Raw genomic sequence first — 21,143 nt, 5'->3', positions numbered from 1 at the left:
AAGCCTACTGTAAGATACGCAAAACAAATCGAATATTTAGCCTTATATTAAAAAGCATCAATAGATAATTAAAAACGAACAATCTAATTATAAAATTGGAATTACATCAACCTCCACCTTTACTTTATGTTCTCCTGAACTAAATATAATTCCTTTTAATGGAGAAATATCGGAGTAATCTCGACCATAGGCAGTAACAATATGGCGTTCTCCTGATATTATATTATTTGTAGGATCAAATTCGCACCAGCCCATTTCAGGAACATAAACAGAAACCCATGCATGAGAAGCATCAGAACCCTGCAGTTTTACCTTACCTTTTGGAGGAAGAGTCTCTAGGTAACCACTTACATAACGAGCAGCAAACCCTAAACTTCTTACACCAGCAATCATCAAGTGAGTGAAATCTTGACAAACTCCTTTACGGAGTTTTAAAACTTCATTTAATGGTGTATTTATTGTAGTTGCTCCTGAGTTAAATTCAAATTCTGTGAATATTTTTTCAGATAACTTAGCAACTGATTCGTACAGTGATTCATTGGGGTCCAAGCAAGTCTGTGCAAAAAGTTTAATATCTTCATCCCAAAAAATAAAAGGGCTTGGAAGTTGAAATTGTAGTAATTCATTTTTTAACGCCAATTTAGTGTTAAACAAATTTAACGCTTCAGAACAGGTGATAGCATTAGCTACTATTAATTTTGGCGGAAAAACTTCAACAATACTAGTTGCAATAACCTGCAAAACTTTATGCGGTTTTAGAATCGAAAAATAATATTGGGTGTTGCCAAAATAATCTTTTCGAGCATATAAATTTTGTGGATTGGGTTCTATTGTCAATTTAAAATCTTCACAATTTTGCCTTTCTGAACTTATAGGATGTAAACAAACAATACATTGATAATTATGAATTGAATCAATGTAAGTATAGGTCGTTTTGTGTACTAATTTATATTTCATCAGAATTATTTTTATCTGTGGCTAAAAATGAAAGTTGCATCACTGAATGATTAAAATATAAACTTGATAAGCTACTAGTTACCGATGAAATTAGTTCAGAAACGGTGTTGATAGTGCTATCTAATGTCTCTCTAAAATTATTTTCGTCAGCTTTTTCTAATTCCTCAGGGTCAATTAATTTAATTATTGTACTTGCTTCTAACACTTTCTTTTCAGCAATACTCAATTGGTTAAACTCTGATTTTTTTGGCAAATTGGAAATATTATAAGCAAGCGTATCTAAAATATAAGCAAGTGTGTAAGGCGAATTTTTTTCTAGAAACAGCATGTTTATAACTGTAACTAAATTTAAGTGTGATTTGTAATTACTTCGATATTGAGCTAATAAGTTATGGTTTTCTAAAACAGATTCTAATAATAACTGTTCTACCTCTTCACTTCTTTTAAAACAAAATAAAGTTTGAATGACTGAAACAAGCGATAAAAATCGTTCAATATTTTTTCCGGCTTCAAACAAATAAAAACCATTTTCTCGCGGTAATGTTTCGTAAGTGTTTCCGTAAAATGCCATTAGTCTTATGTATAATTTATCTAGACCGTGAGTGGTTTGGCTAATCTTTTGTTCGTCAGACGCTTTCAAACTAACTAAACTTTCTTCTATTAAATAGATAATTCCTTTAGTATCATTATTCCATTTTTCACTAATATGATTGATTGTATATAAAAGCGACTGGACATTATAACTTAGCGAGCCTTCCTTTTTTGCATCTTTAATCAAAGGAATCAACTCTGCCAAGGGCTTTTCAAAAGCAGCTTCATCTTCTTCTCCATCTTCACCTACAAAGCCAGGATAAGTTTGTGTAAGATGCGTAACCGCTTTAAGTAAAACAACTAAAAATTCAGGTTGTTTTTTTCCATGACTACTTACATTTTCATTCAATCGATTAAAAATTATTTTCAAGAAACTAGTTAACACCAATGTTCTTTCAGACAACCTTCCTACCCAAAACAAATTTTCAGCATTTCTACTCGTCAAAGCCGTACTCATAGAAATCTGATTGGTTTTTTTAATTTCTATAATATCATCTTGCTGCTCTTTTGGCTCTTCTAATTCTTCCAGATTATCAGAAATAATCCAGGTATCTTTTGAAATCCCTCCAAATTGATTTGAAATCTGAAATTTATCCTCTACAACTGAACTACGAGTAAGCCCACCTTTCATCACTTTATAATTGCTCCCATCAGAAATTAAAAAAGCCCGAATTACAGCTAGTCTTGGCAGAATTTCGCCATCGATTAAAGAAGGCGTAGTCGACAAACTTACTTCTTCTTGCGCCACGTACTCCTTTGGATTACTCAAAATAGTAGCTTTGAGTTCCTTTAATTGTTCTTTATTTAACTTTCTTCCATAAACAGATTTAAAACCTAAATCTCTATTGGTTTTTTTTATAATTAATTTGGGTAAATTATTCAGAACATAAGTTAACTCCTTAGTTTGACCGCACCACCAAGTAGCGGTGGAATTCATGATTAGTGGCTCTTTCAATAAAAACTTACAAGCATTTTGAATAAATGCCATAAGCCCATGATTTTCTAAAACCGAAATTCCAGGAGGATTAATAACAGCTACATTTCCTAAGCGCATTACTTGTAATAGTCCCGGAATTCCTAGTAGCGAATTTTTATTAAGTTCTAACGGATCGCACCACTGATCATCAATACGCTTAATGATTACATCCACGCGCTCTAACTGGTCAATTGTCTTTAACCAAACGTACCCTTCACGAACCAATAAATCACTTCCTTCAACTAACTTAAACCCTAAATAGGAAGAAAGATAAACATGTTCAAAATAGGTTTCGTTTCCTGCTCCTGGTAATAAGAAAACCACATTTGGATTTTCAGCATTATTACCAAGTTTCCCTACCGTTTTTTGCAATTCAATAAAATACGGACCTAACTTACCGCGGTGAATATTTTTATTAAGTTGCGGAAAAACATTTGCCATAACAATTCTATTCTCAAGAGCATATCCTGATCCTGACGGTGATTGAACGCGATTATCTAATAACCACATTTTGCCATCCGGACCTCTCGCAATATCACATGCTAAAAGTGAAAGCTGGTGAAATTCGCTATGCTGTATATCGAAACAAGGTCTTAAAAAACCTGAATTATTAAAAACTAATTCTGCGGGAATAATATTGTTTTTAATTAATAGCTGCTCCCCATAAATATCCTTGTAAATCAAATCCAATAAATTAGCTCTTTGAATAAGTCCCTTTTCAATTGTAGCCCATTCAGATTGATGAATTACAAAAGGTATCGGATCTAATTTCCATGGACGAACTAATTCGTTCTCTGAGTCATAAACATTATAAGTAACACCGTTTTCCTTGAGTTTATTGATGATTTCCTCATTTCTAATCCCTAATTCATCTAGCCCTACAGCTTCTAAAGTAGCAAAAATAGTTGCCCAATACGATTTTACTTCGCCACTTTTATTTATAACCTCATCATATGAATTTATTGTTTTTTTATAGGAATCTAAAAAAGATATAGGTGTATTCATGCATAGTTTTTGTAAGGCGCGAATTTACAGCTTTTTTTAACAAATTCATCATGTTATATTCTAATATACAGTACTTTTGTCTAATGAGTTTTAGAATCAAAGCAGACCTTTTCTACGATGTATATGCTTCAAGCACATGCATTTTTAACATTCAAGCATTAGGAAATTCTTACAATCAAAAAATTATTTCAGAGTCTCTTGAAATAACACCTAACTTGCCTTTTAAACAGTTCTCTTTACCAGATTCAAAAATTAGGTTCATTACAGTTCAAGCCAATGAATTCGTCCCCTTTCAGATATGTTACCAAGGAGAAATAGACGTTAAATTCAAAACCATTAGCAAAAAATCTCTTTTTAAAAACACTTCTATTTTTGAATTAGACAACAAAATAGTGCCTTATTTGTCTCCAAGCAGACTTTGCCCTTCTGACAAATTAATGAAATTAGCGTTTAAACTTTTTGGATATTTACAATCGGATATCGAGAAAGCTGTTGCTGTAAATGATTGGATATTTAACAATGTCGATTACGTACCAGGAACAACTGATGCAAGCACATCCGCTTATGACACACTGAACCAACGGGAAGGTGTTTGTAAAGATTTTGCTCATCTTGGCATTGCTCTTTGTAGAGCTTTAAACATTCCTGCAAGATATTTTACCTGTTACGCAACAAATATTAATCCGCCAGATATTCATGCTTGTTTTGAGGTTTACATAGGCGGACAATGGATTATTTTTGACCCCACTCGCTTATCAAATATAAGCAGTTTAGTTAAAATTGCTCATGGGAAAGACGGGTCAGATGTTGCGGTTGCAAATCTTTTCGGAAATGCTTCTTGTACGTATATGAATATTGAATGTGAAAATTTGATTGGGGATTTAAACCCTGTTTATTCTTCTGATGATTTTTTTATTTCTTATTGAAAAGAACTTAATTTAAATTATCCATAAATTTTCATTCCCTAAATTCTCATTATCCTATATATTTTTTTATTTTATGAAAACGTATATTAATAACATATTTTTTAATTAAATTGTCAAAAACAAAATACTTACATCATGGCTGTTAAAATTGCGCTTTCCCACAAAACAACTTATACGTTTGACCGCAGTGTTAAGTTATTCCCACATGTTTTTAGACTACGTCCCGCAGCACATTCAAGAACAGCTATAGAAGGCTATACTTTTAAAATATCTCCAGAAAATCATTTCATAAATTGGCAACAAGATCCTTTTGGGAATTATCAAGCCCGTATCGTCTTTCCTGAAAAAATTAAAGAGCTAACGGTAGAAGTGGAAGTAATTGCAAAATTGCAAGTTATTAACCCATTTGATTATTTTGTAGAAGAATATGCAGAGGAATTTCCTTTTACATATGACCCAATGCTTCAGCAAGAGTTAACCGCTTACCTAAATTTAACCGAAGAAAGCCCTATTTTTCTAAAATTTATGGATGGTTTAAAACTAAACAAATCATTACCAACAAATGATTTTTTAGTCTCAATCAATCAAGCCGTTTACAAAGAACTTAGTTATAATTTACGAATGGAAGTTGGGGTGCAAACACCCGAAGAAACCTTACGAATCAAGAGCGGATCTTGCAGAGATTTTGCTTGGTTATTGATTCATGTTTTACGCCACTTTGGATTAGCTGCACGATTTGTTTCTGGATATATTGTACAATTAGCTCCAGATGTTAAATCTCTAGACGGACCTTCTGGACCTGAAAAAGATTTTACAGATTTACATGCCTGGGTTGAAGTCTATTTACCAGGTGCTGGATGGATTGGGCTTGATCCAACTTCCGGCCTTTTTGCAAGTGAAGGACATATCCCATTGTGTTGCACACCTCATTATGAAAGTGCAGCGCCTGTAACTGGTGCGACAGAAAAATGTGAAGTTAGCTTTGATTTTGAAAACACAGTAACCCGTATACATGAAGATCCACGCGTAACAAAACCCTATTCTGACAAGCAATGGGAAGACATTATGCAAGTAGGAAATGATGTTGAAAAAGATTTAATTGAAGGTGATGTACGCTTGACCATGGGTGGAGAACCCACTTTTGTTTCTATTGATGATTTTGAAGGTGCTGAATGGAACACTGCTGCAGATGGGCCACTGAAACGAAAACTAGCTTATGACTTAGCACTTCGTTTAAAACAGCGATTCGCCCACGGAGGGTTTATCCATTTTGGACAAGGAAAATGGTACCCCGGCGAATTATTCCCTCGTTGGCAATATGCATTATACTGGAGAAAAGACGGTTTGCCGTTATGGAAAAATGATGCTTTAGTAGCAAAAGAAGGAGATACAAAATTCACCTTTCATGATGCTGAAAAATTTGCAACTGAACTTACTAAACATTTAGGAATTGATCCTAAAAACGTAACTCCAACTTATGAAGACCCAATTTATTGGGCTTTAGAAGAAGGAAAACTTCCTGTTAATATAGACCCTTTAAAAGTAAATTTAAAAGATTCTGTAGAAAGACACAAGCTAGCGATGCTTTTAGAAAAAGGCTTGAATAATCCAGCAGGATTTGTTCTGCCAATAAGAAAGGACCATGTCGCTGACAATTGGGAAAGCTGTGCTTGGGAATTTAGAAGAGGAAATTGTTTTTTAGTTCCTGGTAACTCCCCAATTGGATTGCGTTTACCATTAGACTCGCTTCCAAAAACTTCTAAAAACAAGAGAGAAATTGTTGTAGACAGAAGCTTATTTGAAGATTTACCTGCTCTAGGTGATTATGATGAAAAGGTGAAAAAACGTTACGGAACTATTTCGAAACTATTTGAAGCAGCAAAAAGAGTTTTATCCAAAAAAGAAGAGAAGCAGAAAAAGAGCGAAGAAAAAGACGAAACCGTATTTGAAGTTGACACTTTTATTACAGCAATGTGTATAGAAGAACGTGATGGAATGCTATATGTTTTTCTACCGCCAACCGATTATTTAGAAGACTATATCGACTTAATTACTTCAATAGAAATTACGGCAGAAAAATTACAAATGCCAGTACGAATTGAAGGTTACCAACCTAAAACCGATTATAGAGTTGAGAAAATGATGGTTACTCCAGATCCTGGTGTAATTGAAGTGAATGTGCATCCCGCAAAAACGTGGCAAGAAATAGTTGATAACACTTCTGCTTTATATGAAGAGGCCTTTTTATGTCGTTTAGGAACAGATAAATTCATGGTTGATGGTCGTCATACCGGAACTGGTGGAGGAAATCACGTAACATTAGGAGCTGAAAAGCCAGAAGACAGTCCGTTATTAAGAAGACCTGACTTATTACGAAGCTTAATAACGTATTGGCAACATCATCCCGTTTTAAGCTATTTATTCGCAGGCCCTTTTATTGGACCTACGAGTCAAGCACCTCGAATAGATGAAGGAAGAGATGAGAAGCTATACGAAATGGAAATTGCCTTTGAACAAATTCCAAAAGACAAAGAAGTTCCCTTTTGGATGGTGGATCGAATTTTTAGAAATTTATTAACTGACATCACGGGAAACACGCATAGAACTGAATTTTGTATCGATAAATTATATTCGCCAGATTCATCAACGGGAAGATTGGGTATTTTAGAGTTACGCGCTTTTGATATGCCACCACACAAACATATGAATTTAGTTCAAAATTTATTAGTTCGTGCATTAGTTGCTAAATTCTGGAAAGAACCTTACGAGAAAAAACTAATTCGTTGAGGAACTGAGTTGCATGACAAATTTTTACTTCCTCATTTCGCTTATTTAGACATGATTGACGTGGTGAACGATCTAAAAGATTCTGGATATAACTTTGACATTTCTTGGTTTGACCCATTTTTCGAATTTAGATTCCCACATCATGGTAATGTTACGATTGATAATGTTCAATTAGAAATCCGATTAGGAATAGAGCCTTGGCACGTACTTGGAGAAGAGCTTTCTAGCACGGGAACTTCACGATTTGTAGATTCTTCATTAGAACGTTTGCAAGTTAAAGTCTCTGGAATTGTACCTGACCGCCATATCTTATTATGTAAAGGATGTAGAATTCCATTAAGGAGCACAGGAACAAAAGGAGAGTACGTAGCTGGAATTCGCTACAAAGCCTGGAATCCACCATCCGCATTGCATCCAAATATTGGTATTGACGTACCGCTAGTTTTTGACTTAGTTGACACTTGGAATAATAAAGTTATTGGTGGTTGTACTTATTTTGTCAATCATCCTGGAGGAAGAAGTTTTGACACCTACCCTGTAAATAGCTTTGAAGCAGAATCAAGAAAAATGAGCCGTTTTTGGGATTTTGGCCACACACCTTCTACAACTATTGCAGAAATAGGAACAGAAGCAATATCAAATCAAGCCGCGACTTCTAGATTTTTAGTAGAATCTAAATCAGAACTTAAACCTGACACTCCTATAGAGCTTATTAATCCTGAATATCCTTATACATTAGATTTAAGGCATTACTGGAAAGCAAAGAAATAGATAATAAAAACACATCAATTGTATGAGGATCTGCAAATATTTAAAAAAATCTAACTTAAGATGCTTTAAAATATTTGCAGATTTTTAATTTTTATAAGAATCAACAAAACTATCTACTTAGCTTTTGATAATAAAATGCTGGGATAAACAAAATCACAAAAATAGGCTGAATAAGAAATCGGCGGACATAAAAAAGCATCAGATTATTATGAGCCCCATAGAAATAAATTATGATGTAGAATAAGGAAACTAAAACTAGAAAGAAAAAGGCATACAGCATCGAAGCAAACTTAATCATCCCACTATCTTTAAAAAGTACATAAATTAAACCTAGCGACAAAGCTGTGTTTAACCCGTAACGAAACAGCAGTCCCATAGTTAACTGAAAAGAATCAAAAGAAGGTAATGGCAAAGTATTAAAATCACTTTTAAAATAATTCAAAAAAGGGTCGTAAAACAATTGGTATTCGTAAGCCCGCACCACAGCGAGCAAAACGACAAACACTAACCCCAAAACAATTCTTAACTTATGCAACAGCATCTTTTTTAGCATATAATGAAAATTTACGCACCCAAATTACCCACAAGATAAAAACTACGCCATAAATAAATAGAGGAAACAACACGCCGTGTAGCAAAGATTCTTGCTTTGGAAAATAATAAATTAAGACCGTCAGTAAAGCAATTCGTATCACATTTAATATATAAATCACTACACTTCCACCAAAAATAAAAAGTAAAGTAGGCTTCAACTTTCTTGAGAATGAAACAACAAATGCAATAAATAAAATAATAACACTAATAGCATTGCACCCTTCTATAATCCGGGCAACGTACCTATTATTATAAATTAATTTAATAAATGTTTCCGCTGTATTTTCTTCTATAGTTATATCAGCATGAAATAAGCCCAACAACTGTTCCGTATTTCTCGCTACTAATTTAGTAACAGAATCAATCCTATTATCTTCGAAACTACTCAAAAAAACTTGGTACAGCACTGTAAGAATTATAAAAGTAAAAAAAAACTTGCTCAAAAAAAGTAAGAAAGGTTTGTAATGAATAAAATGTTTTTTCAAAATCTATTTTTTAACAAATTTATATAATTTTTAAACGGGACTTTAAATACTTTTGTATAAAAATCAGAAAATATGACATTTCAGGAATTACAACCAAAGGTAACTGCAATTACATTAAATACTAGTCTTTCTAGAGACGAAAAACTCTTATCCGTTTGTCAACTATTAAAGGACAATGTAGAATATTACAACTGGGTTGGGTTTTACTTTGCAAACCAAGAAACCCAAACACTTCATCTGGGATCTTATGTAGGAGCAGAAACGGACCATACAGTAATCCCTTTCGGAAAAGGAATTTGCGGACAAGTTGCAGTTTCTAATGACAATTTTGTCGTTCCAGATGTTGCGGCTCAAGACAATTATATTGCCTGCAGTTTTACGGTAAAATCAGAAATCGTAGTCCCTTTGTTTGTAAACGGAGAGAATATTGGTCAAATCGACATAGATAGTCATGTTATTGATCCATTCACTGAAGCTGACGAACGCTTTTTAGAATCTGTAAATAAAGAAATTGCTAAGTTGTACTAATAGTATTAAATTTATTTCTTTATTAAAAACATTTATGAAATCAAATTTACATCCCGCTTTATTATTTTTAATTCCCCTTTTATCATTCTCACAAACTCCAGTTAGTAAAATTGTTTACTATGATTCTATCTGGAAAGAATCAACAGAAGATAATTATAGCTATTATAGAATTATAAAAGGACTATTATACTGACAAGAATACTTACAAAATTCTTAATTATTATAAGTCAGGAGCTTTAGAAATGGCTGGAACATCTAGCAATAAAGACTATTTAATAAAAGAGGGACAGTTTGTATATTACTATGAAAACGGCAATAAAAAAACAGTTTCAAATTATATAAAATCTAGACCAAGCGGAAAACAGTACAAATGGTATGAGAACGGACAAACCAAATCTGAAATTCAATATCCAGAAAATCAAAAAGAGACTAGCTCCGATTCTAAAGTTAATCAATTCTGGAATACAGAAAATGTTCAAACAGTCATTGATGGCAATGGAGATTATGAAGATTTAAATGATGGATTTTTCGAAGGTGGAAAAATAAAAAATGGATTTCATGATGGAATTTGGAAAGGACGCAGCAAAAAACCAAACTATACTTACGTCGAAAGCTATGAAAACAACAAATTAATATCAGGAACAAGTATTGACTCATCAAATACCGAACACACTTATAAAACAGTTTACCAAGCTCCTGTACCAAAAAAAGGAATGAAAAATTTCTATAGCTATATTGGAAGAACAATGAGAATTCCAAAAGTTGCTCGAAACACAGTTTATGGAAAAATATACTTAACATTTGTAATTGAAACGGATGGCAGTATCGTTGAAGTCAAAATTATAAGAGGCCTTGGCTACGGGTTAGATGAAGAGGCAACTAGAGTTTTAAATAATTACAAAGAATGGATTCCGGGAATAACCAGAGGAATACCTGTAAGAGTTCTCTACTCCCTTCCTATTACAATTGCAAAATAATATTAATTATTAAATTTGTTTTAGATTTCTCCAAAATAAATAGTACTTTTGCACCCGTCTTACAATAGCTGTGAGACATACATAAAAATCATTAAACAAATATTGGAATGTATTTAACTAAAGAGATTAAAGAAGAAATCTTCGCAAAACACGGAGAAAAAACAAACACAGGAAAATCAGAAGCTCAAATTGCTTTGTTCACTTTCAGAATTAGCCACCTAACAGAACATTTGAAAAAAAATCGTCACGATTATAACACAGAGCGTTCACTAGTATTGCTAGTTGGAAAAAGAAGATCTTTGTTGGATTACTTGAAAAAGAAAGAAATCAACAGATATCGTGAGATTATCAAAGTATTGGGTATCAGAAAATAATCAATACATTAAAGAGGCGCGAGAGTGCCTCTTTTTGTTTTATATATAATAATAAAAAAAGTTTGGTTTTTCATTGGGTTTTAGGCATTAACTACGCAAAACAACAACTACAACACAACTAAAACCCATGTTTAACTAAAAAATTAAATTTATGATTCCACAATTATTTGTAGAAACTATCGATTTAGGTGATGGAAGAAACATCACAATCGAGACAGGTCGTCTAGCCAAACAAGCTGACGGATCTGTATTAATAAGAATAGGGAAAACTGTTATTTTAGGTACAGTTGTATCTTCAAGAAAAGCAAGTCCTGGTATTGACTTTTTACCTTTAACGGTAGATTACCGCGAAAAATTTGCTGCAGCAGGACGTTTTCCTGGTGGTTTCTTCAAGAGAGAAGCAAGACCAAGTGATAGCGAAGTATTAACAATGCGTTTAGTAGACCGTGTTTTACGTCCGCTTTTCCCAAATGACTACCATGCAGAAGTGCAAGTTATGATTCAGTTAATGTCTCATGACGAAGATGTAATGCCAGATGCATTAGCAGGTTTAGCAGCATCAGCAGCTTTAGCATTATCTGACATTCCTTTTGAAACATTAATTTCTGAAGCTAGAGTTGGTAGAGTTGATGGACAATTCATCATCAACCCAAGCCGTGCTCAATTAGAATTATCTGACATCGATATGATGATTGGAGCGTCTATGGATTCTATCGCAATGGTAGAAGGTGAAATGAAAGAAATTTCAGAAGCGGAAATGGTAGAAGCAATTAAATTTGCTCACGGACATATCAAAAACCAAATTTCGGCTCAACTGCGTTTGCAAGCTGCTTTTGGTAAAAAAGAAGTTCGTACATACGAAGGAGAAAGAGAAGATGAAGCTATTTACGCTAAAGTAAAAGCAGCATCTTACGATAAAATCTACGCTATTGCAAGCAAAGGTTCTTCTAAACAAGAACGTACAGCGGCATTTGACGAAGTGAAAGAAGAAGTTAAAGCTTTATTTACTGAAGAAGAATTAGCAGTAGATGGAGAATTAGTTTCTAAATACTTCAAGAAAACTAACAAAGAAGCAGTTCGTAACGTAACCTTAGATTTAGGAACACGTTTAGACGGAAGAAAAACTACAGAGATCAGAGATATCTGGTGTGAAGTAGATTACTTACCATCTGTACACGGATCTGCATTGTTTACACGTGGAGAAACTCAAGCATTGGCTACAGCAACTTTAGGAACATCTAGAGAAGCTAACCAAATTGACTCTCCATCTCAACAAGGTGAAGAAAAATTCTACTTGCACTATAATTTCCCTCCTTTCTCAACTGGTGAAGCTCGTCCTTTAAGAGGAACTTCAAGAAGAGAAGTAGGTCACGGAAACTTAGCGCAAAGAGCGTTAAAAAATATGATTCCTGCTGATTGTCCTTATACAATCCGTGTGGTTTCTGAAATCTTAGAATCTAACGGTTCTTCTTCTATGGCAACAGTTTGTGCTGGAACTCTATCTTTGATGGATGCTGGTATTCAAATGATTCGTCCAGTTTCTGGAATCGCTATGGGATTAATTACTGACGGAGATCGTTATGCTGTATTGTCTGATATTCTTGGTGATGAAGATCACTTAGGAGATATGGACTTTAAAGTAACTGGTACTTCTGTAGGAATTACAGCTTGTCAAATGGACATCAAAATTGACGGTTTGAAATACGAGATTATGGAAGCAGCATTAGCGCAAGCTCGTGATGGTCGTTTACATATCCTTGGAAAACTAATCGAAACTTTGGCAACTCCAAAAGACGATGTTAAAGCTTACGCTCCAAAAATTATTACTAGAAGAATTCCTAATGCTTTTATTGGAGCATTAATTGGACCTGGTGGAAAAGTGATTCAAGAATTACAAAAAACAACTGGAACAACAATTGTTATCAATGAAGATCCAACTACTGAAGAAGGAGTTATTGAAATTCTAGGAACAGATCCTGCTGGAATTGAAGCAGTATTGGCTAAAATTAAGTCGATCACTTTCAAACCACAAATGAATGAAGCATATGATGTGAAAGTAATCAAAATGCTTGATTTTGGTGCAGTAGTAGAATACCTAGAAGCTCCAGGAAATGAAGTATTGCTTCACGTATCTGAGCTAGCATGGGAACGTACAGAAAATGTTTCTGACGTTGTCAACATGGGCGATGTTTTTCAAGTGAAATACTTAGGTATGGATCCAAAAACAAGAAAAGAAAAAGTGTCAAGAAAAGCACTTTTGCCAAGACCTCCACGTGAGGAAAGAAAAGAGTAATCAGATCTTAGTTTACTAAAGGTTTATTTATAAAAAACCCCATTTCATTCATTTGAAATGGGGTTTTTGTTTTAAAAAAAAGAAATAAAAAAATATCACAAAATTCCGAAAATACTTATATATTTGTTAAAAACCTTTCTTTTCAACAAATTAAAAATACGTATGGCAATTTTAAAATTCCTAAATCGATTACGTTCTGTTTTCTTATTATCTCTAATTTGTAATACTTTTATAGCAAATAGTCAGACAAACCAAGAAGAATCGCTACACAATTGGTTTGACAACATAGTAGGTCGGAAAAATTTAGATATAAATAATGGACCGTTCTATACCGATACTTATAAAACAATTGGAACAAATAACATGTACCTTACTACTAATAAATACACTATTGGTAACATCAATTATGAGGGACAAAATTACTACAACGTAAATATTAAATATAATATTTACAAAGATGAACTAATATTAAATCCCTACGGAGAGTCTGAACATATTGGTATAACCCTCATACAAGATAAAATAGACTCTTTTTATCTCAATAATAAAAACTTCGTTAAAATCAATCAAAATGAATCTTCCTTAGCTCAATTAACGACCGGCTATTATCAACTAGAAAGGATTAATGACAATTTCAACTTTTATATAAAACATCAAAAAAAACTTGCTAAAAGAATAAATGATGATGGAGTGTATTATAATTTTCCAGAAGACAATCAATTTTTCATCTCCTTTGAAAATGTTTTTTACAACACAGACAGCAAAAACGATATCATAAAAATCTTTCCACACCAAAAAAAAGGAATTAATGATTTTTACTCAACGCATAGAAATTTGAAAATAGCTGACTACAGTCAATTTATCATAAATCTAATGAAATATATTAATATTTCTCAAACCAATACAACCAAATGAACCAATGAGAAAACTGCTGTTAATAATATTTATTCTGATTTCCAATCAAATAGTCCTTGCTCAGGAAACAAAAGATAAATTCTCATTTGAATTTAAAAATTCTGACTTGACAACCATCATTCAAACTATTGAAAATTCGTCCTCTTACAAATTTTACTTTAAACCAGAATGGATCCAAGCAAATAAGGAATTAGTAACTGCCAGCTATACTAACATTTCTATCGAAGAGTTACTGGATAAAACATTTAGCACTACAAATATTAATTTTCTGATTCTTGACCAGAAAATAATATTAACAAACAATAACCGAATTCACGATAGTCTACCGTCAAACTATTTTGCTACTTCAAATTCAAGTAGCTCAGACAAAGCGAGTGACAAAGGGTTCCAAAACCCAATATTTTATAAGCAGTATGATTCAATTAAGAATTTTGGTTCAAAAAGAAACGCATCTATTAAATTTATCGGTAAAGAATCTGACATAACAAACAAGATAAATTGCACTTTATCTGGATATATAAAAAATGGAGCTACTAATAAACCTGAGCCAAATGTCTACATAAACATAAAAGGGAAAAATATAAGTGCTACAAGTGACAATCAAGGCTATTATACATTACAAGTCCCGATAGGTATTAATATTATAGAAATAAAATCAATAAACTACAAAAACATTACGCAAACAGTAATGGTTTATAACGATGGATTGCTTGATATAGAAGTTCAAGAAGACACCAACTTATTAGATGAAGTAATCGTAAAAAACGGAAGGGCAAAAACTACAGAAACTGTTATTTCAGGACTGGTTTCCATCGATTTAGTAGCTATGAAAAATGTTCCACTAATACTGGGAGAACGAGATATTTTAAAAATAGCAACTACTTTCCCTGGAATAAAAACTACTGGAGAAGGTTCTGCTGGATTTAATGTAAGAGGAGGAAAAGAAGACCAAAACTTAATTCTATTAGATGATGCAGTAATGTATAATCCGCAACATTTTTTAGGATTTTTCTCTGCTATAAATCCCTATACAGCTCGAAAAGCTGAAATCTATAAAGGAAGTATTCCAGCAGAGTTTGGAGGTAGATTATCTTCAGTATTCGATATTACAACAAAAAATGGCGATCCAGATAAATTCTCTGGTGAAGGAGCCATAGGTCCCATAACATCAAATCTAACTATTGGTACTCCTATAACAAAAGGAAAGTCTAGTATTCTTCTTGGAGCAAGGGCCACCTACTCTGATTGGATATTAAAATCTTTAGACGATGAAGATTTGAAAAACAGTCAAGCTGGTTTTTATGACGGAATTCTTAAGTACAACAATACTCTCAATGAAAACAATTCCCTTGAGACAACTCTTTACTATAGTCATGACCGTTTTAGCATTAGTTCTGATTCTGTTTATAAATACAGTAATCGACTTGCATCTGTAAAATGGGACCATGATTTTAACAAGAGAAACAAAGCTGCATTAATTTTTACAAATAGTGAATACAAGTTTAATATTGACTACAACTCAAACAACACCAACGATTTTGATTTTGGATACAAAGTAAATGAATCACAATTGATGTTAAAACTCAATTATTCCCTTAACAAACAACACACGATTTCTTACGGAATATCAAGTAAATTATATAATATCTCTCCAGGTTATCAACATCCCACAAATCCAGATGCGACTTTGATTTCGACAGACATTGCAAAAGAAAAGGCATTAGAATCTGCCGTTTATTTATCTGACAGTTATAAAATAAGTAAAAAATTACTAATCGATTTAGGATTAAGATATTCTTTTTATGCCTCCATGGGAGAAGCAGATGTAAATATATATCAGCAAGGTCTACCTTTGAGTGATGAAACAGCAATAGGAACTAAACATTACAATAATAATGAGTTTATAAAAACCTATGGCGGAATAGAGCCCCGTTTAGCAGCACGCTACTTTATCACTGATGACTTTTCGATTAAAGCAGGTTATGACATGACCAGACAATACATCCATCTTCTATCAAGCAATACTACTCAATCACCAACCGATACTTGGAAATTATCTGATACCAATGTCAAACCACAAAGCGCAAAACAATTTTCGCTAGGACTTTATAAAAACATAAATACTGCCGATATTGAACTTAGCTTAGAAGGCTATTATAAAACGTCTGAAAACATTCTTGATTATAAAGTGGGTGCTCAATTATTATTAAACGAAAATGTTGAAACAGAATTGTTGCAGGGTAAAGGAAGAGCCTATGGAATTGAGTTGTTATTAAAAAAACAATTAGGCCGTTTAAATGGATGGATTGGATATACCTACTCTCGAACTTTTATCCAACTTGACAGTGAGTTTAGCTCTGAAACAGTAAACAATGGCAACTACTTTTCTGCCAATTTTGACAAGCCTCATGATTTAAGTGCCGTTTTAAATTATAAATTCACAAAACGTTATAGCTTATCGACTAACTTTTTATACCAAACTGGAAGACCAATAACCTATCCCATAGGAACCTTCCATTATGGCAACTCAGACTACACTTTATACAGTGACAGAAATCAATACCGAATCCCTGATTACATCCGTCTAGATATAGGTATAAATATCGAAGGGAATCATAAAATAAAAAAGCTAGCGCATAGTTTTTGGAATATATCCGTCTATAATGTTTTAGGAAGAAGTAATCCGTATTCAATTTATTTTAATACTGACAAAAACGGGGAGGTAAAAGGATATAAAACATCTATTTTTTCAATACCTGTACCAAGTATTACTTATAATTTTAAATTTTAATCATCAAACGATTTTAAAGAAATGAAAATATACAACCTTAAATCTATATTATTGTTACTTCTATTAGTAACCATTTTTAGTAGCTGTACTGAAACATACCCCTTACTAACTAATACATACGAAGAAGCAATTGTTGTCGAGGCTACTTTAACAAATGAGCTTAAAAATCAAGAAATAAAAATTTCTAAAACTGCTCGATTTGAAGATGATGGAGTGCAAACCGAAAAAGATGCCATAGTCATCCTTAAAGACAATCTCGATAACCAATATAAATTTAATGAAAAATCTGGCATTTACATATCCCAATCTGTTTTTCAAATTTTGCCCAATAGAGAATATACCTTAGAAATTAAAACTACTGACGGTAAAGTATATCAATCGACTCCAGAAACTCTAACAACGGTCACTCCCATAGGAAGCATTATCCCAACCATTACTACAAATAAAGACAATGAAATTGGTGTCCAAATTAATGTTAACAGTTACGACCCTACAAACACTTCAAAATATTACCGCTATGAATATGAAGAAACATATAAAATTGTAGCGCCAAGATGGTCCTCATTGAAACTAACAGCAACTGGACCCGAATCTATACAACTGATACCCAACTCAATAAATACAAGGATTTGTTATTTAACTAAAAACTCAACAGATATTATATTACTAAATACAAATGACCAAACAGAAGACAGAGCAAACCTCCCAATTAGATTCATAAATCAAAATAATTATATCATAGGAGAAAGATATAGCATCTTAGTTAAACAATACGTAGAAAATTTAGAAGCTTATAATTTCCATAAAGTGATGAGAGATATATCGAGCTCTTCAAGCGTTTTATCTCCAAAACAACCAGGTGTAATAACCGGTAATATAAGATGCATTAGCGATTCTAACACGAAAGTTATTGGCTATTTTGATGTTGTATCTACTTCTTCTAAAAGAATCTTTTTCAATTACAATGACTTATTCCCTAGCCAACCAAAACCTCCTTACATTGTTGAATGTGATAACATACCATTTTTCTTCTGCTTTAGAGGAATTGACTGTTCAGGACCTAGCATGATCTATAACATCCAAAATAACTTAATGAGTTATATTTCTAATGAAAGCTCGAATTATATTTTAACCCCTGTAGAATGCGGAGATTGCACATCATTTTCATCTAATAAAATACCATCATTTTGGACAAATTAAAGCACCTAATCCTATTGTTTGTATTAATTAATACACAATTAACTATAGCGCAAGAAGTAATCACCGTAGATGAGACACTATTTATACATATAAATACAACTACACTCGTTTCTGGTGAAACCCTATTTTATAAGCTCTATTGTATAAAAACCACAGATAAAACGCCTAGCCTAGTTAGCAAATTAGCCTATGTTGAACTTATAGACAACAATAATAACTCTGTATTTAAGGACAAAATATTCCTAGAAGACGCAACGGGCGAAGGAGATTACTTTATACCTACAACTCTACAGACCGGGAATTACAAACTAATTGGCTATACAAGTTGGATGCTAAATTTACCCGTTTCAAAAATGTTGCAAATAGACATAAAAATTATAAATCCATATCAAACAAATGAAACTGGCTTTTCAACAAATAAGCTAAGTCAGAAAAATTCAGATAGCTTAACAATTGCAAAAAATACAATTTATCAAGAATCATCAGCAAGTCAAAAAAGAGGAATAGAACTAAACAAAAAAACTTATACTAATAGAGAACGAGTTACTGTAAAAATCACCCCTTCAATTATAAATAACGAAAGTGGAAGTTATTCGCTTTCTGTTAGAAAAGTAGATGAACTACCTACAGTAAATCAGACTACTGCAAATGAATTTACTAAAGTCTCCGCTACCACAAACCCAGATAAGCTAGACGCTCAAAAAAAGATAATACTACCTGAACTTCGCGGAGAAATGATTTCTGGAAGAGTAGTATCAGTAAAAGAATCTGACAATCTTCAAAACATAACTATTGCATTGTCACTGCCTGGAAAATCGGCTGCTTTTAAAATTGTAGAAACAGATCAAACGGGGCATTTTATTTTTAACCTAAACAAGGCCTACTATAATCCTAATATAGTTATGCAGGTAATAAACGAACATACAGATAATTATACCATTGAGCTTGACAAACCCAATAACCCTGACTATTCTAAATTAAGTATTCAGTCTGATTTTACCTTATCAGCTAACCTGAAACAAACATTATTAGACCGCTCTATAACAAACCAGATTGAAAACGCCTATTATCAAAGAAGCAAAGATAGTATCAGCACACTAAATGATTCAAATCCATTTTACTACCCCCTTGCAAAAGAGTATATCCTTGATGATTTCACCCGATTTCCAACATTAAAAGAAAACCTCACAGAGATCACTAAAGAACTATATTATAAGAATAAGAACAACAATTACTCTTTACATGTAAATGATTATACTGTATATCCACAATTACCTGAGCCGGCATTAGTGTTAATTGATGGTTTGCTTTTACAAAATGTAAACGAACTCTTTAATTACAACATGAAAAATATCTATAAGATTAGTGTTATTGCGGGAACATATTATATAGGCCCTCGTTTTTTTAATGGGTTAATCAGCTTTACCACTACCAACAATCAATTTACAAGTGATATAAAAGAAAGCTATATTTTGAAACCATCAACCCAAAGGCCTTCAATTAAAAAACAGTACAATAAAATTGATTATTCAGATATCAAAAAAAATGAAAGAATTCCCGATTATAGAAATCAGCTTTCATGGATACCTGCAGCTGATCTCAACAAAGAGATTTCATTCTACACATCAGATGTTACAGGCACATTTGAAGTTACCATTGAAGGTTTTACAGAAACTGGAAAGGCAATTTCACTTAAAGAAACATTTAATGTAAAATAAATTCACTCTTTTGTAACTTTTTTGCAACTTCATACGTATAACTACTTGTACACTTAAAAACTGAGGACACAAAAATCATGAGACAACTTAAAATCACCAAGCAGGTAACTAATCGTGAAACTGCTTCATTAGACAAATATTTACAAGAAATTGGAAAAGTTGACCTTATTACCGCTGACGAAGAAGTAGAATTAGCACAAAAGATTAAAGCTGGGGATCAAAAAGCCCTTGAAAAATTAACAAAAGCAAATTTACGTTTCGTTGTTTCGGTAGCAAAACAATACCAAAATCAAGGATTAACACTTCCTGATTTAATTAACGAAGGAAATCTAGGTCTTATCAAAGCAGCTCAACGTTTTGATGAAACGCGTGGTTTTAAATTCATCTCCTACGCTGTATGGTGGATTCGTCAATCAATATTACAAGCTTTGGCAGAACAATCTCGTATCGTTCGTTTGCCTTTAAATAAAATTGGTTCTATCAATAAAATCAACAAAATGTATGCGTTATTAGAGCAGTCTAACGAGCGTCCACCTTCTGCTGAGGAAATTGCAAAAGAACTTGACATGACAGTAAATGACGTAAAAGAGTCTATGAAAAACTCTGGTCGTCACTTATCAATGGATGCACCTCTTGTTGAAGGAGAAGATTCTAACCTTTACGATGTATTACGTTCAGGTGAATCTCCAAATCCAGATAGAGAATTAATCCACGAATCTTTACGTACTGAAATCGAACGTTCATTAGAAACATTGACTCCAAGAGAGGCTGATGTAGTTCGTTTGTACTTTGGACTTGGTGACCAACACCCAATGACTCTTGAAGAAATTGGAGAGACTTTCGACCTAACACGTGAGCGTGTGCGTCAAATCAAGGAAAAAGCAATCCGTAGACTGAAACATACTTCTAGAAGTAAAATACTAAAAACCTACCTAGGTTAAAAATATTCCCCAATTAAAATCTTTAAACTATTAAACATTTTAATTCAAAATGAACAACAGTTTGATTGACTGTTCGTTTTTTGATTGATGATTGAAACTCCGGCTGATTACCGGAGTTTTTTATTTTAAATTAGTTTTTTAGATGCTCAAACTTTACTATTCAACATTACAAGTGTGTTGCCTCTATTTTTTAAGCTCGGATTTTGAAAATTAAGCTCATCAAACTCCTTCAAAAATAAAGACAGACCACAGTAATTCCATACACAAACTCAACAATTAGATAAAAATAAATTAACAGGTAACACTAATATCAA

Annotated in this window: 15 protein-coding genes and 1 pseudogene; 12 read left to right on the top strand and 4 right to left on the bottom strand. The window is 33.0% G+C overall.

Features of this window, described 5'->3' with window-relative positions:
* Positions 1-87 precede the first annotated feature (87 nt).
* The gene (locus tag QO182_RS05745; RefSeq protein ID WP_371560417.1) at positions 88-957 is read right to left on the bottom strand and encodes a transglutaminase N-terminal domain-containing protein; all 870 of its coding nucleotides are present in this window, start codon (positions 955-957) and stop codon (positions 88-90) included.
* The gene (locus tag QO182_RS05740) at positions 947-3,529 is read right to left on the bottom strand and encodes a circularly permuted type 2 ATP-grasp protein (protein WP_371560415.1); all 2,583 of its coding nucleotides are present in this window, start codon (positions 3,527-3,529) and stop codon (positions 947-949) included. Before QO182_RS05740 ends, QO182_RS05745 begins: the two co-directional genes overlap by 11 nt.
* An 83-nt stretch (positions 3,530-3,612) precedes the next feature.
* Between QO182_RS05740 and QO182_RS05735 the strand changes: the two genes are divergently transcribed.
* Together QO182_RS05735 and QO182_RS05730 are read left to right on the top strand one after the other, a co-directional pair.
* Entirely contained in the window at positions 3,613-4,455 is an 843-nt protein-coding gene (locus QO182_RS05735) for a transglutaminase family protein (RefSeq protein ID WP_371535965.1), read from the top strand.
* A gap of 135 nt (positions 4,456-4,590) precedes the next feature.
* Positions 4,591-8,013, top strand: a pseudogene (locus QO182_RS05730) (DUF2126 domain-containing protein).
* A 109-nt stretch (positions 8,014-8,122) separates the two neighbouring features.
* Here QO182_RS05730 and QO182_RS05725 read toward each other — a convergent pair.
* Positions 8,123-8,554, bottom strand: a complete 432-nt coding sequence (locus tag QO182_RS05725; protein WP_371560413.1) for an exosortase F system-associated protein — start codon at positions 8,552-8,554, stop codon at positions 8,123-8,125.
* Positions 8,541-9,092: an exosortase family protein XrtF gene (xrtF, locus tag QO182_RS05720; RefSeq protein WP_371560411.1), complete on the bottom strand. Its 552-nt coding sequence runs from the start codon at positions 9,090-9,092 to the stop codon at positions 8,541-8,543. Before xrtF ends, QO182_RS05725 begins: the two co-directional genes overlap by 14 nt.
* Before the next feature lie 72 nt (positions 9,093-9,164).
* Here xrtF and QO182_RS05715 point away from each other — a divergent pair, with 72 nt between their 5' ends.
* From QO182_RS05715 to QO182_RS05670, 10 genes are all read left to right on the top strand, one after another.
* Positions 9,165-9,620, top strand: coding sequence for a GAF domain-containing protein (locus QO182_RS05715; protein WP_371560409.1), 456 nt, complete (start codon positions 9,165-9,167; stop codon positions 9,618-9,620).
* Positions 9,621-9,654: 34 nt separating this feature from the next.
* Positions 9,655-9,813 (top strand): hypothetical protein, encoded by a 159-nt coding sequence (locus QO182_RS05710; RefSeq protein WP_371560407.1) that lies wholly within the window; start codon positions 9,655-9,657, stop codon positions 9,811-9,813.
* A gap of 49 nt (positions 9,814-9,862) precedes the next feature.
* Positions 9,863-10,597 carry an energy transducer TonB gene (locus tag QO182_RS05705; protein ID WP_371560405.1) on the top strand — a complete coding sequence of 245 codons (735 nt, stop codon included), beginning with the start codon at positions 9,863-9,865 and terminating at the stop codon, positions 10,595-10,597.
* 107 nt (positions 10,598-10,704) lie between these two features.
* On the top strand, positions 10,705-10,971 hold the full coding sequence (gene rpsO / locus QO182_RS05700; protein WP_007137711.1) for a 30S ribosomal protein S15: 267 nt from the start codon (positions 10,705-10,707) through the stop codon (positions 10,969-10,971).
* 151 nt (positions 10,972-11,122) lie between these two features.
* On the top strand, positions 11,123-13,264 hold the full coding sequence (locus tag QO182_RS05695; RefSeq protein WP_371535958.1) for a polyribonucleotide nucleotidyltransferase: 2,142 nt from the start codon (positions 11,123-11,125) through the stop codon (positions 13,262-13,264).
* A gap of 162 nt (positions 13,265-13,426) precedes the next feature.
* Positions 13,427-14,179, top strand: coding sequence for a hypothetical protein (locus QO182_RS05690; protein ID WP_371560403.1), 753 nt, complete (start codon positions 13,427-13,429; stop codon positions 14,177-14,179).
* A 4-nt stretch (positions 14,180-14,183) separates the two neighbouring features.
* A complete protein-coding gene (locus QO182_RS05685) occupies positions 14,184-16,970 on the top strand; it encodes a TonB-dependent receptor domain-containing protein (protein ID WP_371560401.1) in 2,787 nt (928 codons plus the stop codon).
* A gap of 21 nt (positions 16,971-16,991) precedes the next feature.
* Positions 16,992-18,170: a DUF4249 domain-containing protein gene (locus QO182_RS05680; protein ID WP_371560399.1), complete on the top strand. Its 1,179-nt coding sequence runs from the start codon at positions 16,992-16,994 to the stop codon at positions 18,168-18,170.
* Entirely contained in the window at positions 18,158-19,888 is a 1,731-nt protein-coding gene (locus QO182_RS05675; RefSeq protein ID WP_371560398.1) for a hypothetical protein, read from the top strand. Before QO182_RS05680 ends, QO182_RS05675 begins: the two co-directional genes overlap by 13 nt.
* Before the next feature lie 77 nt (positions 19,889-19,965).
* On the top strand, positions 19,966-20,829 hold the full coding sequence (locus QO182_RS05670) for an RNA polymerase sigma factor RpoD/SigA (protein ID WP_007137700.1): 864 nt from the start codon (positions 19,966-19,968) through the stop codon (positions 20,827-20,829).
* Positions 20,830-21,143: the final 314 nt, after the last annotated feature.

This window comes from Flavobacterium sp. Arc2 (genome assembly GCF_041431385.1).
GTDB lineage: Bacteria > Bacteroidota > Bacteroidia > Flavobacteriales > Flavobacteriaceae > Flavobacterium.
This window is presented reverse-complemented; position numbering and strand designations above follow the sequence as displayed.

What these genes read in the sequence shown, in the direction of transcription:
- QO182_RS05740 (WP_371560415.1), bottom strand. Translation starts at nt 3,529, where the DNA reads ATGAATACACCTATATCTTTTTTAGATTCCTATAAAAAAACAATAAAT.
- QO182_RS05680 (WP_371560399.1), top strand. Translation starts at nt 16,992, where the DNA reads ATGAAAATATACAACCTTAAATCTATATTATTGTTACTTCTATTAGTA.
- QO182_RS05745 (WP_371560417.1), bottom strand. Translation starts at nt 957, where the DNA reads ATGAAATATAAATTAGTACACAAAACGACCTATACTTACATTGATTCA.
- QO182_RS05695 (WP_371535958.1), top strand. Translation starts at nt 11,123, where the DNA reads ATGATTCCACAATTATTTGTAGAAACTATCGATTTAGGTGATGGAAGA.
- QO182_RS05725 (WP_371560413.1), bottom strand. Translation starts at nt 8,554, where the DNA reads ATGCTGTTGCATAAGTTAAGAATTGTTTTGGGGTTAGTGTTTGTCGTT.
- QO182_RS05715 (WP_371560409.1), top strand. Translation starts at nt 9,165, where the DNA reads ATGACATTTCAGGAATTACAACCAAAGGTAACTGCAATTACATTAAAT.
- QO182_RS05710 (WP_371560407.1), top strand. Translation starts at nt 9,655, where the DNA reads ATGAAATCAAATTTACATCCCGCTTTATTATTTTTAATTCCCCTTTTA.
- QO182_RS05670 (WP_007137700.1), top strand. Translation starts at nt 19,966, where the DNA reads ATGAGACAACTTAAAATCACCAAGCAGGTAACTAATCGTGAAACTGCT.
- QO182_RS05735 (WP_371535965.1), top strand. Translation starts at nt 3,613, where the DNA reads ATGAGTTTTAGAATCAAAGCAGACCTTTTCTACGATGTATATGCTTCA.
- QO182_RS05685 (WP_371560401.1), top strand. Translation starts at nt 14,184, where the DNA reads ATGAGAAAACTGCTGTTAATAATATTTATTCTGATTTCCAATCAAATA.
- QO182_RS05705 (WP_371560405.1), top strand. Translation starts at nt 9,863, where the DNA reads ATGGCTGGAACATCTAGCAATAAAGACTATTTAATAAAAGAGGGACAG.
- QO182_RS05690 (WP_371560403.1), top strand. Translation starts at nt 13,427, where the DNA reads ATGGCAATTTTAAAATTCCTAAATCGATTACGTTCTGTTTTCTTATTA.
- rpsO (WP_007137711.1), top strand. Translation starts at nt 10,705, where the DNA reads ATGTATTTAACTAAAGAGATTAAAGAAGAAATCTTCGCAAAACACGGA.